Origin of the sequence: Billgrantia tianxiuensis (assembly GCF_009834345.1) — a bacterium.
Lineage (GTDB): Bacteria > Pseudomonadota > Gammaproteobacteria > Pseudomonadales > Halomonadaceae > Halomonas > Halomonas tianxiuensis.
In genome coordinates, this window is sequence record NZ_CP035042.1 from 521,579 (window position 1) to 535,217 (window position 13,639).

At 63.9% G+C, this 13,639-nt stretch carries 12 protein-coding genes and 1 pseudogene; 5 read left to right on the plus strand and 8 right to left on the minus strand.

Annotated features, from left to right (window positions below):
- Positions 1-56 precede the first annotated feature (56 nt).
- On the minus strand, positions 57-2,048 hold the full coding sequence (gene tkt, locus EKK97_RS02375) for a transketolase (RefSeq protein WP_159548633.1): 1,992 nt from the start codon (positions 2,046-2,048) through the stop codon (positions 57-59).
- A gap of 337 nt (positions 2,049-2,385) precedes the next feature.
- On the opposite strand from tkt, the gene metK reads away from it, so the two are divergent.
- From metK to EKK97_RS02390, 3 genes are all read left to right on the plus strand, one after another.
- Positions 2,386-3,606 carry a methionine adenosyltransferase gene (gene metK / locus EKK97_RS02380; protein WP_159548637.1) on the plus strand — a complete coding sequence of 407 codons (1,221 nt, stop codon included), beginning with the start codon at positions 2,386-2,388 and terminating at the stop codon, positions 3,604-3,606.
- A gap of 157 nt (positions 3,607-3,763) precedes the next feature.
- Positions 3,764-5,173 carry an adenosylhomocysteinase gene (ahcY, locus tag EKK97_RS02385; protein ID WP_159548640.1) on the plus strand — a complete coding sequence of 470 codons (1,410 nt, stop codon included), beginning with the start codon at positions 3,764-3,766 and terminating at the stop codon, positions 5,171-5,173.
- 199 nt (positions 5,174-5,372) lie between these two features.
- The gene (locus tag EKK97_RS02390; protein WP_159548643.1) at positions 5,373-5,705 is read left to right on the plus strand and encodes a four-helix bundle copper-binding protein; all 333 of its coding nucleotides are present in this window, start codon (positions 5,373-5,375) and stop codon (positions 5,703-5,705) included.
- A 21-nt stretch (positions 5,706-5,726) separates the two neighbouring features.
- Here the strand turns inward: EKK97_RS02390 and EKK97_RS02395 are convergent, their stop codons facing one another.
- The 5 genes from EKK97_RS02395 to EKK97_RS02415 form a co-directional block, all read right to left on the minus strand.
- Positions 5,727-6,191: a hypothetical protein gene (locus tag EKK97_RS02395; RefSeq protein ID WP_159548646.1), complete on the minus strand. Its 465-nt coding sequence runs from the start codon at positions 6,189-6,191 to the stop codon at positions 5,727-5,729.
- A 9-nt stretch (positions 6,192-6,200) separates the two neighbouring features.
- Positions 6,201-6,551 (minus strand): DUF6152 family protein, encoded by a 351-nt coding sequence (locus EKK97_RS02400; protein ID WP_159548649.1) that lies wholly within the window; start codon positions 6,549-6,551, stop codon positions 6,201-6,203.
- A gap of 67 nt (positions 6,552-6,618) precedes the next feature.
- Positions 6,619-7,548 carry an AEC family transporter gene (locus EKK97_RS02405; RefSeq protein ID WP_159548652.1) on the minus strand — a complete coding sequence of 310 codons (930 nt, stop codon included), beginning with the start codon at positions 7,546-7,548 and terminating at the stop codon, positions 6,619-6,621.
- Between the two features lie 87 nt (positions 7,549-7,635).
- Positions 7,636-7,965, minus strand: a complete 330-nt coding sequence (locus tag EKK97_RS02410) for a hypothetical protein (protein WP_159548655.1) — start codon at positions 7,963-7,965, stop codon at positions 7,636-7,638.
- 23 nt (positions 7,966-7,988) lie between these two features.
- On the minus strand, positions 7,989-8,300 hold the full coding sequence (locus EKK97_RS02415) for a hypothetical protein (protein ID WP_159548658.1): 312 nt from the start codon (positions 8,298-8,300) through the stop codon (positions 7,989-7,991).
- A gap of 361 nt (positions 8,301-8,661) precedes the next feature.
- Between EKK97_RS02415 and metF the strand changes: the two genes are divergently transcribed.
- Both metF and sodC read left to right on the plus strand, forming a co-directional pair.
- Positions 8,662-9,498, plus strand: coding sequence for a methylenetetrahydrofolate reductase [NAD(P)H] (gene metF, locus EKK97_RS02420; protein WP_159548661.1), 837 nt, complete (start codon positions 8,662-8,664; stop codon positions 9,496-9,498).
- 78 nt (positions 9,499-9,576) lie between these two features.
- Positions 9,577-10,113: a superoxide dismutase family protein gene (gene sodC / locus EKK97_RS02425; protein WP_159548664.1), complete on the plus strand. Its 537-nt coding sequence runs from the start codon at positions 9,577-9,579 to the stop codon at positions 10,111-10,113.
- Between the two features lie 95 nt (positions 10,114-10,208).
- Here sodC and EKK97_RS02430 read toward each other — a convergent pair whose 3' ends face one another.
- Positions 10,209-12,404, minus strand: a complete 2,196-nt coding sequence (locus EKK97_RS02430; protein ID WP_159548667.1) for a TRAP transporter permease — start codon at positions 12,402-12,404, stop codon at positions 10,209-10,211.
- Between the two features lie 86 nt (positions 12,405-12,490).
- Positions 12,491-13,476, minus strand: a pseudogene (locus EKK97_RS02435) (TAXI family TRAP transporter solute-binding subunit).
- Between the last annotated feature and the right edge of the window lie 163 nt (positions 13,477-13,639).

Genomic DNA, 13,639 nt, shown 5'->3' on the forward strand with positions numbered 1-13,639 from the left:
AAAAGGGCACGGCCGCCAGGTCGTGCCCTTTCTTCATTTGGCTCATGGAGAGCCTGTCAGCCCAGCAGCTCCCGGGCCTGCGCGAGCAGGTTCTCCTTGGTGAAGCCGAAGTGCTTGAACAGGTCGCCCGCCGGGGCCGATTCACCGTAGGTGGTCATGCCGATCACGCGACCGTCGAGGCCCACGTACTTGTACCAGTAGTCGGCATGGCCGGCTTCGATGGCGATGCGCTTGGTGACCGCGCGCGGCAGTACCTTTTCACGATACTCGGCGTCCTGGCCGTCGAAGCGGTAGGCCGAGGGCATCGAGACCACGCGCACCGCGCGCCCCTGGCTCTCCAGTTCGGCCGCGGCTTCCATGGCCAGCGCCACCTCGGAGCCGGTGGCGATCAGGATCAGCTCGGGGGTGCCCTGGCACTCCTTCAGGACGTAAGCACCGCGCTGGATCTCGGCCAGCTGCTGCTTGCTGCGCTCCTGGTGCGGCAGGTTCTGGCGCGACAGCACCAGCGCGGTGGGGCCGGAGTTGCGCTTGATTGCCGCGTCCCAGGCGGCAGCGGTCTCCACCGCGTCGCAGGGGCGCCAGGTGCACAGGTTGGGCGTGCTGCGCAGGTTGGTCAGCTGCTCGATCGGCTGGTGGGTGGGGCCATCCTCGCCCAGGCCGATTGAGTCGTGGGTGAAGACGTAGATGGCGCGCTTGCCCATCAGCGCCGCCATGCGCACCGAGTTGCGCATGTACTCCATGAAGATCAGGAAAGTGGCGCCGTAGGGAATAAAACCGCCATGCAGCACGATGCCGTTCATGATCGCGCCCATGCCGAACTCGCGCACGCCGTAGTGCAGGTAGTTGCCGCCCGGATTCTCCCGCGAGATCGGCTTGGCGCCGCTCCAGAAGGTCAGGTTGGAGGGCGCCAGGTCGGCGCTGCCGCCGAGCAGCTCGGGCAGCTGCGGGCCGAGTTCGTTGAGGCACAGCAGCGATGCCTTGCGCGTGGCGATGGTCTCGCCCTGCTGCTGCATCTTCTCGATGAAGGCCTCACTGGTGATCTCCGCCGGCAGCTTGCACTGGGTGCGGCGGCTGAATTCCTTGGCAAGCTCGGGGTGTTCGTCGCGGTAGCGATCGAAGCGCGTCTGCCACTCGTCCTGCTGCGACTTGCCGCGCTCGCGAGCATCCCAACCCTGGTAGACGGGCTCGGGCACGTGGAAAGGCGCGTGGGGCCAGTCGAGCTGCTTGCGCGCGGCGGCCACTTCCTCGTCGCCCAGCGGAGCGCCGTGACACTCCTCCTTGCCCTGCTTGTTGGGTGCACCGAAGCCGATGATGGTCTTGCAGACGATCAGGCTCGGCTTCTCTTCGTGGCTGCGTGCCAGCTCGATGGCGGCCTTGATCTGCTCGGGGTCGTGGCCGTCGACGTTGGGCACCACGTGCCAGCCATAGGCCTCGAAGCGCTTGGCGGTGTCGTCGGTGAACCAGCCCTCGACCTCGCCGTCGATGGAAATGCCGTTGTCGTCGTAGAACACCGTGAGCTTGCCCAACCCCAGGGTGCCGGCCAGCGAGCACACCTCATGGGAGATGCCTTCCATCATGCAGCCATCGCCGACAAAGCAATACGTGTTGTGATCGACGATGGTGTGCCCCGGGCGGTTGAACTGCGCGGCTAGGGTCTTCTCGGCGATGGCCATGCCCACGGCGTTGGCCAGGCCCTGCCCCAGCGGACCGGTAGTGGTTTCGACGCCGGGCGCGTAGCCGAACTCAGGGTGGCCGGCGGTCTTGGAGTGCAGCTGGCGGAAGTTGCGCAGTTGCTCGAGCTCCAGCTCGTAGCCGGTCAGGTGCAGCAGGGAATAGAGCAGCATCGAGCCGTGGCCGTTTGACAGCACGAAGCGGTCGCGGTCGGGCCATTTCGGGTCGTTGGGGTTGTGCTTGAGGTAGTCGTTCCACAGCACTTCGGCGATGTCGGCCATGCCCATCGGGGCGCCGGGATGGCCGGACTTGGCCTTCTGTACGGCATCCATGGACAGGGCGCGAATGGCATTGGCCAGTTCGAAACGGGACGGCATTTGGGTTAGCTCCTCGCCTGCGGCAGAATGGGGCAAGTCATCGGCGGCCTGCCTGGCCTGCCGGTAGCGTTCTGGCTGGGCGCCGCAGGAAGGTACGGCGCGGTCGAATTCGGCCGCCTATTGTCGCCGACTTGCCGCCGTGCATCAAATGACGGGTGCCTCCCGGGTGGCAGCATGTAAACTCTGGTCCCCATGGTGCTGTGTGCCCGCCCGGCAGGAAGCTGGGGAGTACGCAGCTCGAGGTCCGTCATTTCCGGTTCGACGGTGCCGCTGCGCCTTGCCGATACTAGCGCTTGCAGATACTAACGCCTGCCGATACACAGAAGGGTCGACACGCATGAGCGAATACTCCCTGTTCACCTCCGAATCCGTGTCCGAAGGGCATCCGGACAAGATTGCCGACCAGATCTCCGATGCGGTGCTGGACGCCATCATTGCCCGTGACAAGCACGCCCGGGTGGCCTGCGAGACGCTGGTCAAGACCGGTGTGGCCATTGTCGCCGGCGAGATTACCACCTCGGCCTGGGTCGACCTGGAAGAGCTGGTGCGCAAGGTGATCATCGACATCGGCTACACCTCCTCGGAGGTGGGGTTCGACGGCGAGACCTGCGGCGTGCTCAACCTGATCGGCAAGCAGAGCGTGGACATCGCTCAGGGCGTGGATCGCAGCAAGCCGGAGGACCAGGGCGCGGGCGACCAGGGGCTGATGTTCGGCTACGCCACCAACGAGACCGACTCGTTCATGCCGGCGCCGATCCACTACGCCCATCGCCTGGTGGAGCGCCAGGCCGAGCTGCGCAAGCATGGCTTGCTGCCGTGGCTGCGTCCGGATGCCAAGAGCCAGATCACCTTCCGCTACGATGAGGCGGGTCAGCCCTGCGGCGTCGAGGCGGTGGTGCTGTCTACCCAGCACGCGCCGGAGATCGACCAGGAGGAGCTGCGGCGGATGGTCAAGCGCGAGATCATCGAAGAGGTGATCCCCGCCGAGTGGCTTTCCGAGTCGACCAAGTTCCACATCAATCCCACCGGCAAGTTCGTCATCGGCGGTCCGGTGGGCGACTGCGGCCTCACCGGGCGCAAGATCATCGTCGACACCTACGGCGGCATGGCGCGCCACGGCGGTGGTGCCTTCTCCGGCAAGGACCCCTCCAAGGTCGACCGCAGCGCGGCCTATGCCGGACGCTACGTGGCCAAGAACATCGTTGCCGCGGGGCTTGCCGATCGCTGCGAAATCCAGGTCTCCTACGCCATCGGCGTCGCCGAGCCGACGTCGGTGTCGATCAACACCTTCGGTACCGGCAAGGTGGACGAGACGCGCATCATCGAACTGGTGCGCGAGCACTTCGACCTGCGCCCCTTCGCCATTACCCGCATGCTCGACCTGCTGCACCCGATGTACCAGCTCACGGCAGCCTACGGTCATTTCGGCCGTGACCCCTTCGAGGCCAGTTATCACTGGACCGATACCAACGGTCAGGAGCACACCGAGACCTTCACCGCTTTCCCCTGGGAGCGCACCGACCGCGCCGCGGCGCTGCGTCAGGCCGCGGGCCTGTAATTCTCGGGCTGGAGCCCACAGCGCCCGATGCCAGCAATGGCATCGGGCGCTGTCATTTCAGGCGCCTGAGAAGCTGCGTGAATGAGATCGGCTTGGCAAGCGAGGGGCGCATAGGCCTATAGTAGGTGTCACCGTTTTCGCTCGAGAGAGGTGACGCATGAACCAGCCCGCCGTTTCCGCCGCGACCGCGCAGGACTTCAAGGTTGCCGATATCAGCCTGGCCGATTGGGGGCGGCGCGAGATCCGCATCGCCGAGACCGAAATGCCGGCGCTGATGAAGATTCGTGCCAAGTATCGCGACGAGCAGCCGCTGGCCGGCGCTCGTATCGCCGGCTGTATCCACATGACCATCCAGACGGCGGTGCTGATCGAGACGCTGATCGATCTGGGCGCCTCGGTGCGCTGGTCCTCGTGCAACATCTTCTCGACCCAGGATCACGCCGCCGCTGCCATCGCCGCCGCCGGCATCCCGGTGTTCGCCTGGAAGGGCGAGACCGAGGAGGAGTTCTGGTGGTGCATCGAGCAGACCGTGGAGGGGCCCGACGGCTGGACGCCCAACATGGTGCTCGACGACGGCGGCGATCTCACCGCGCTGCTGCACGACAAGCGTCCCGAGCTGCTCGATGCCATCCACGGCATTTCCGAGGAGACCACCACCGGGGTGCATCGCCTGCAGGAGATGCTGCGCGATCGGACGCTCAAGGTGCCGGCGATCAATGTCAACGATGCCGTGACCAAGTCGAAGAACGACAACAAGTACGGCTGTCGTCACTCGCTCAACGACGCCATCAAGCGTGGTCTCGATCACCTGCTGGCGGGCAAGCAGGCGCTGGTGGTGGGCTACGGCGATGTGGGCAAGGGCTCGGCGGCGTCGCTGCGCCAGGAAGGCATGATCGTCAAGATCGCCGAAATCGATCCGATCTGCGCCATGCAGGCGTGCATGGATGGCTATGAAGTGGTCTCGCCCTATGCCAATGGCATCAACCGCGGCCAGGAGAGCGTCAACCGTGAGCTGCTCTCGCGCATCGACCTGGTGGTGACCTGTACCGGCAACATCCAGGCCTGCGACGCGGCCATGCTCGAGGCGCTCAAGCCCGGTGCGGTGGTGTGCAACATCGGCCACTTCGACAACGAGATCGACACCGCTTACATGCGTCGCCACTGGCACTGGGAGGAGGTCAAGCCACAGGTGCACAAGGTCTACCGCGACAGCACGCCGGGCCACTACGACCCTGCCAGCAGCGATTACCTGCTGCTGCTCTCCGAAGGTCGCTTGGTCAACCTGGGCAATGCCACTGGACACCCGTCGCGGGTCATGGATGGCTCCTTCGCCAACCAGGTGCTGGCGCAGATCCATCTCTACCAGCAGCGATTCGCCGACTTGCCGCCGGCCGACAAGCAGGGCGGCCTGGCGGTGACCGTGCTGCCGCGCCATCTCGACGAAGAGGTGGCGCGCTACATGGTCGAGGGCTTCGGTGGGGTGCTCACGCGCATGACCGAACAACAGGCGGAATACACCGGGGTACCGGTCGAAGGCCCCTACAAGCCGGACGCCTACCGCTACTGACAGGGCCGCGTACGGCGTCATTGCCGCCGTTGACCAGCCTCTCGAACGCCGCCCTGTGGGCGGCGTTCGTCGTGCGGTAGGTGACGTTATGTAGCGTCGCTTGTGAGGAAGGGGACCCTTGGCTAGCTTTTGGGTACTCGGAGCGCCGCTGTGACAGCGCGCCTTCGAGTCCCAGCGAACGACCATAGGAGTGAACGAGATGGATTTTGGTCACTACAAGTCGTGCATCGAAGCCTGCCATGTCTGTGCCGCTTACTGCGACCGCTGCGCTACTTCATGCCTGCAGGAGGATGACGTCAAGATGATGGCGGAGTGTGTCCGCCTCGATATGCAGTGTGCGCAGATCTGCCGGCTGGCGGCCTCCTTCATGGCCCAGGGCAGCGAATATGCCAAGCAGCTGTGTCGCCTATGCGCCGACATCTGCAAAGCCTGTGGCGATGAGTGTGCCAAGCACGAGGCCGAGCATTGTCAGGAGTGTGCCAAGGCGTGCCATCGCTGTGCCGAGGAGTGCACCGCCATGGCGACACAGTAAGGGCACCCGCCGCGGCACGTATCAGTCGTTGACGAAAGCGAGGAAGCGGCCCGCCAGCAACACGGCCGGCCACAGCAACAGCGACAGGATGCCGCCCACGAGCAACTGCCGGGGCGTGGCGTTTGCCAGCCCCGGCCCCAGGTTGAGCAGCAGGGCATTGGCGAGGGCCAGTGCGATCAATGCCAGCTTGAGGCGAAACAGCGGCATGGCCGCGTAGCCGCTGGGGTCGGCGAGAAACAGCATTCCCCCGGTCGTCATGGCCAGCAGTAGCCCAACCACCGCCACTGGTTGCAGCAGCCGGCCCAGCTCCCGTGATGGCAAGCGTTTGCGCCAGCCCAGCAGGCGCAGGTCGAGCGCGACGATGGCGCCGATCAACAGGGCAATTCCCAGCACATGCAGGGCATTGACCGTCGCATAGCCCCAGCGCGAAAGCCGCACCCACTCGGCGAGAGTAGTGTCCGCGAGCCAGGCCAGCAGGGTGTCCACGATGCTCGGTCAGATCCTGCCGGGGTAGAGGACATAGCGCTCCTCGCCGATCCACAGCTGCTCGGCCTTCAGCAGCCGTTCCCCGGCATGTTCGCCGGAGACCCGCAGCTCCACGCCCTCGGCGAGATCACCCTCCGCCAGCCCTGCTCGCTCGTTGCGCCAAGGCTGGCCGACTTCCACGGTCCAAGTCTCGCCATCCACGTCGAGTTGCACCTCGCCGTGAGGGTTGCCCAGTCGTACCTGAGTGATGGTGCCTTCTATCTCGATGGTTTCGCCACCCACCCAGCCATGGTGGGCCTGGGCCGGTACGAGGAACAACAGTATGACGAGGGCTAATAGCCACTTTGCCTGGCGGCGCATGTTCGGCTCCTCCTGATGCGGTCTCCTTTCAGGCTAGCTCCGCCGGCATGGGCTGCAAGGTCGATCCTTATAGCCCGGCCAGGTGCATCAGCAGCGGCAGGTAGGCCGGTATCAGCAGCGGGGCGGCCAGGGTGGTGACCAGCACCGCCAGGGCGCCCTTCTCCGGCTTGATGCCGAGTTCCATGGCCACGACCACCACGTTGGCGGCCATCGGCACCACGCCGATCAGCAGCAGGGCCATGGCCAGCTCGGCGGGCAGTGGCAGCATGGCCTGCAGCAGCAGCACGAGTGCCAGTGCCAGCAGCGGCCACAGGCCGTAGCGCACCGCCACGCAGCCGACCATGAAGCGCAGGTCGATCTCGCGGAACGTGACCCGGCCCAGGGTCATGCCGATGATCATCATGCCCAGCAGGGTGTAAGTGGCGGGAAACACCGCCAGGCTGTCCATCAGTGCAGTGGGTGGCATCATGCCGAGGCCACTGACCAGCAGCGCGGCCAGGAAGGCGTAGATCAAGGGCAGCCGCAAGATCTTGACCAGGCTCTGGCGCACCGAGAACTGCCCGCGCGCACTGAGATAGAAGCCCACCGTGAACTCGTAGAGCGTCACGCCGAGCAGGCAGAACAGGTACAGCGTCACGCCTTCCGGAGGCAGCAGGATCATGGCGATGGGCAGGCCGAAATAGCCGGTGTTGCCGGTGCCGGAGGAGAATGCCAGCACCGCGCCCTCCTGTGGCGACAGGAAGCGTTTGGCCAGGGGGTTGATGGCGATGGCGACCAGGCTCGCCAGCAGGAACAGCGCCAGGGTCAGCAGCAGGTAGTAGGGAGTGGGGCCGCCCAGCAGCAGGCCGCGGAAGAAGGTGACCGGGGCGATCAGGTAGATCAGTAGCGTGGCAATTGGGCGAGGGTCGATGGCTAGCCGACGAGCGGCAAGCCAGCCCAGGCCGACGAAGGCCAGCAGCGTCCAAAGAGGAGCCAACAAGGAACCAGGGTCGATCATCGCTCGTCAATCCATCGCCGAAAGCCGATATGATGCCTGTTGTCGGCACGGCTGTCAGCGTCGATCATCGACCCCGGAAGGCGGGGATCAGCCGTTACGACGATTCGACCTGGCCTGTTCGGCCTTGTCGTCGATATTCTCCTTGTGCGCGCTCTTGTCCCGTGCCACCTGGGCGCCTCCCACCGGTGTCGTTTCGCGTCGGGTGTCGATGCCGGGTCGCTTGGCGCTGTGCTTCTGGTCATCGACATTGGCATCGGGGCGATAGACGTCATCCTGGGCGGGGGAGTCTCGTCCCCCCTTGTGTCCCGCTGGCTCGTCAGGGGTGTCGCGTTCGGTCAGCCGGCGTGCTCCTTCACGCAGCGTCTCGCGCTCATCCTTGGCTTGTGTATCCTTCCGATCGTGGCGTGAACGATCCATGTGACTCTCCTCGTCTCGGCTGATCAGCTACCTTTGCCCTCGTCGCCCATGGTGAAGGAGGGAGGATCGCTGGCCGGAAAGGTATCGGCATTCGTCTCGTCCAGTTCGCGTTCCTCCTGCTGTGCCCCGGCCTCGGAGGGGGTTATCTCGGTATAGCCGGGTTCCAGCATCCAACGCTGGTCGCGGTAGGCGAGCAGTTGCTTTGGCACCCAGAAGCGGCTTCCCGTCTCGGTGATGATACCGACCTTCTCGGCGTCACTCGCATCGGCCACTTTGCCGACCTGCTTGCCCGCGTCATCGAAGATGGCGGTGCCGGTAATGAGATCCTGCATCATGGCGACCCTCCTCGTCTGGTTGAATTGCCCGATCGCTCCTTGCCGAGCAGTGACGACACACTTGTCAGCGTCGTCGTCACTTCGACATGGGTCAACGTGGCTGAGGCGAATTTTTGTTAGCGAAGTTTGACGCTTTGCAGCCATCGGCTCATTCGCGGCCGAACGCATCGGTTAGGCCGGGTCGTTCTAATCGGGATGATTCTTTATGACCGATATTCATGTGGCAGCGTGAAACTTTTCATTGGTCAGCGATCTGGCGGGGCGGCAGAATACCTCTATCCAATGATCAGGCTTTTGGCAGGCTGCCACTTCACAGCGACAGCATGGTGTCGTTGGCGCCTGACACAGTAGAGAGGTTCTCATGAGTACGTCGTACCCGCTGGGCATCAGTTTCGAATTCTTCCCCCCCAGCACCGATGCGGGGCGCGAGAAGCTGATCGGGGTGCGCGACGCCCTGGCTGAGCGGCATCCTCGCTTCTTCTCCGTGACCTATGGCGCCGGCGGCTCGACCCAAGGACGCACCCTGGCTACGGTAAGAAGCATTCGCGAAGCGGGCATTACCACGGCGCCGCATCTCTCCTGCATCGGCAGCGAGAAGGCGCAGTTGCGCGATCTTCTCGCTCAATATCGGGAAGAGGGCATCGACAGCCTCGTCGCCCTGCGTGGCGACCTGCCTTCGGGTATGGGCGGTATCGGCGAGCTGCGCTATGCCAATGAGCTGGTGGAGTTCATCCGCGAGGAAACCGGCGACCATTTCGAGATCGCGGTAGCCGCCTATCCGGAGTCCCATCCTCAGGCACCCAGCTTCGAGCGCGATCTCGAGAATTTCGCACGCAAGGTGAAGGCTGGAGCCAATCTGGCCATTACGCAGTACTTCTTCTCGGCCGATGCCTATTTCCACTTCGTCGAGCGTGCTCGCGCACTCGGCGTCGAGGCGCCCATCGTTCCCGGCATCATGCCGATCACCAATTACACCAAGCTGGCTCGCTTCTCGGATGCCTGCGGTGCTGAGATCCCACGCTGGATCCGCAAGCAGCTCGAGGCCTATGGCGACGACAGCGAGGCTATCGTCAAGTTTGGCACCGAGGTGGTGTCGCGGCTGTGCCAGCGCCTGCTGGATGGCGGAGCGCCGGGCCTGCACTTCTACACCCTCAACCAGGCCGGCCCCTGCCTGCGCATCCTCGACAACCTTGCCTGACGTTGCCTTGGCGCCACTCTGCATCTCGGTCTAGCCTGATTCTGCATGTCCATGGAACCAGGAACAGGAGGACGCTAGATGCGCCATGCAAAACTGACAGGAGTCACCGCAGCCTCCCTGCTGCTCGCCGCCGGGGTGGCCCAGGCCCAGGAGGGCCATGAGGTCGAGATGAATCTGGTGAGTACCGATGGGGTCGAGGACTCCATCGGAACCATCACCCTCGAAGACACCGATCACGGTTTATTGCTTACCCCCGAGCTGAGCGGGTTGCCCCCCGGTGTCTACGGCTTCCATGTGCACGAAAACCCCAACTGCGAGCCTGGCGAGAACGAGGACGGCGAGATGACTGCCGCCGGTGAGGCAGGAGGACACTATGACCCGGAGGATACCGGCACTCACCAAGGCCCCTACGGTGACGGACACCTCGGCGACCTGCCGGTGCTGATCGTCAACGAGGATGGCGAGGCGACGCTGCCGGTGCTGGCGCCGCGTCTGAGTGTCGAAGACCTCCAGGATCGCAGTCTGATGATCCACGAGGGTGGCGACACCTATTCCGACGAGCCGGAACTTGGAGGGGGCGGCGACCGCATGGCCTGCGGTGTGATCGAGTCCTGATCGGTTCCGATACAACCGGTCCTGATGAAAATGGCGGACCAGAAAGGCAGAGGCCCTGCCGGTGGCAGGGCCTCTGTGTTGATGGCGTCGTAGTGTCAGCTCGAGGCGATGGGCTTGGCGCCTCCGCCATGCGCGCCGCGCTGAAGCATGAATAGCGCCCCGCCGATGGCGAGCCCAGCGATATCGGTATAGATCCCGCCGTAGATCATGCACAGGGCACCGATCAGCATCACCAGTCGCATCCAGATCTTCACTGGCCCGAAGAACCATGCCTGAACGGTGGCAGCCAGCAGCACGATACCCAGCGTGGCGGTCACGCCGACGCGCAGGATTTGCAGCCAGGTGCCTTCCATCAGCATGGCCGGGCTGTAGAAGAACATGAAGGGCACGATGAATGCTGCCAGGCCGATCTTGAACGAGGTCACCGAGGTGGCCATGGCGTTGTCGCCCGAGATGCCTGCCGCGGCGTACGAAGCCAATGCCACAGGCGGCGTGATCGCCGAGACCACCGCGAAGTAGAACACGAAGAAGTGCGCTACCAGCGGCTGGATGCCGATGTTGATCAGGCCGGGTGCCACTACCGAAGCCGCTACCGCATAGGCGGCCGTGGTTGGCATGCCCATGCCCAGCAGAATGCTGATACACATGGCGAAGAACAGTGCGAGCAACTGGCTGAAACCGGCCAGGCCGAGCAGCAGCGAGGAGAAGCGCGCACCGACGCCGGTCAGCGATATCACGCCGACGATAAGGCCGGCACAGGCGCACACGGCGATGATCTGGATCGACATGGTGCCGGCCAGCTGTAGCGCCTTGAGAATGGCGGCGGGCCCCATCTTGTTGGGCGAGATCCAGCTCACCACGGCGGCCGAGGCGGTGGCCAGGGTGCCGGCGCGGATCACCGAGTAGCCCATGAACAGCGCGGCGACCAGAATGATGATAGGAGCGAACAGGTAGATTTGCTTGACGAGGCGGCGGAACTGAGGGATCTCCTCCTTGCGCATGCCACGCATGCCCTTGCGGGCGGCCTCGAAGTCCACCATGAAATAGACGGAGGCAAAATAGAGAATGGCCGGAATCAGCGCTGCAATAGCGATTTCCGTGTAGGGAATGCCGGTGATCTCGGCCATGATGAAGGCGCCGGCTCCCATGATCGGCGGCATGATCTGGCCGCCGGTAGAGGCGGCAGCCTCGATAGCACCCGCGCTACGGCCCGGATAGCCGACCTTTTTCATCAGCGGAATGGTCAGCGAACCGGTGGAGACCACGTTGCCGGCGCTGGTGCCGTTGATCATGCCCATCAGGCCCGAAGCGAAGATCGAGACCTTGGCCGGGCCGCCACGGGCGCGTCCTGCGGCGGCGAAGGCGAAGTTGACGAAGTAGTCACCTACCTTTGAGGCCTGCAGGAAGGCGGCGAAGATGATGAACAGAATGATGTAGGTCGAGGACACCGCAGTGGTTGGGCCGAGAATGCCGGTGTCGGTGTAGACCTGGCTGAAGAAACGGTTGAACGACAGCCCCGGATAGCCGAGGAAGCCCGGCAGATAAGGGCCAGCCCACACATAGGCCAGGAAGATGGCCGAGATGACCACCAGTGCCAGGCCGGCTACGCGGCGGGTCAGCTCGAGGATCAGCAGCGAGCCGGAAAGGGCCGCCCAGGAGATGCCGATCGGAGCGAAGGCTGTGCCGGTCGCGGCGCGCAGCGGAGTATTGAACATCACCAGCAGGTAACCGGCGCTGGCCAATGCGCAAACCATCAGGACCAGGTCGGCCGGCGAGAGTTTCTCGCGTACCTGGCGATAACACCAGGAGAGCAGGATGGCGCCGATGGTGGCGAAAAGCAGCGGATAACCGTAATGCCAGGTCTCGACCTGCGGGTCGATACGCATGGCCCCGGCGTTGATCGCCTGGTTCATCAGGAACACCTGAACCAGCGAATAGATAGCGGGAATCAACAGCGCGTAGCTGGCCCAGGCAAGCCAGGCGGGTGAGCGCTGGGTACCGGCCTCACCGGCAAAGCGGCAGCCTGCATAGAAGGAGTAGCCGAGAATCAATGCGCCGGCGATATGCACGATACGAAACGACCAGGTTTCCATCGGAATGGCATTGAGCGTGATCAGATGGAAGCTGGAGTAGGCGATGGCCATGGCGGCGAGCAGCAAAAACTGCCAACCGCTGAAGAGTCGCCGGTTGGATTCGACGACTTCCTCGTCGACGCCTTCGGCAATGGACTCGGGTGCCTTGTCGATGGCCTCCTCGGACGCCCCGGGATGGGTATCGGGAGAATTGCTCATGGGGTTATCACCCTCGGGTGTGGTGCTGCAGGGGTCGTGATGTTCCCCGTACCGGAGGGCCGGTACGGGGAAGTGGGATCGAGTGCTTACTTGATCAGCGACTCATCGATTTCATAGCCGTTTTCCTGGTACCAGCGAGCGGCACCCGGGTGGAACGGCAGCACATTGTTATGCACGACATTCTCGGGATGGTGGTTTCCGCACTGCGGTGGACGTTGCGCATCTTGTCGTTGTTTTCCATGGTGATGCGGGTCACTTCGTAGACGAAGTCTTCCGGCAGGTCACAACGGGCGATGGCGAAGTTCCACATGGAGACGGCACGGGCGTCCTCTTCCAGCGTGGTGTAGGTGCTGGCCGGAATCGTGAACTCGGAGACGGGGAAGGCCTCGAGCACGGTGGCCTGTTCTTCCTCGGTGAATTCGATGATGTTGACGTCGGTCTGCACCTCGAGCTGGCTGACCGCCGGGATCGGGATGCCGGCAGCGAAGGCAATGACGTCGAGCAGGCCGTCCTGAAGCTGGCCGCCGAGGTCGGACCAGCCGCCGTTGCGACGCTCGAAGTTGACGCCCAGGGTCTCGAGGATGGCCGGGAAGTAGGTGTCAGAAGTAGAAGCCGCCGGACCGAAGCCGATGCGGGCGCCGTCGGGGATCTCGGAAATGCTGGTGATTCCTGAGCTGGACAGCGCCGCGATAGAGAACGGGGTCTCGTACATCGGGAACAGTGCACAGACGTTGTCCATCGGCACACCCGGGGCCAGCGGGCTTTCGCCCTTCACGGCATCGGCAGCCGGACCCATGGTGGTCAGACCGAAGGCGATGTCGCCACTGTGAACCAGGGCCAGGTTCTGAGTCGGGCCGCCAGTCACCTCACCACCACCGGAAATGTCGCCCAGCTCGTCGGCGATCAGGTTGGCCCAGCCGGAGCCGTATACGAAGTAGGTGCCGCCCTGGCTGGCAGTGCCGACGGTGAAGTTCGACGGCCAACCCTCACGGTCGGCGTGAGCGGTGGTAGCGGCGACCAGCATGGCGGCGGCCAGGCTGCCGGTGAGCGCGAGGTTGGTGACGTTGCGCATGGCGTTTCTCCGTTGCGATTGTGGTTATGGCGTCAGCGCCAGTGGCGCGCCGCAACAGAAAGGCCTGTCGCAGCGCTGATAACGTTGACTAGCTTATTGAGTTAGCAACCGTTGTGCCGTGATGCAGTTTTGTTATTGAAATCAATTTATTGTGAATTTTTAC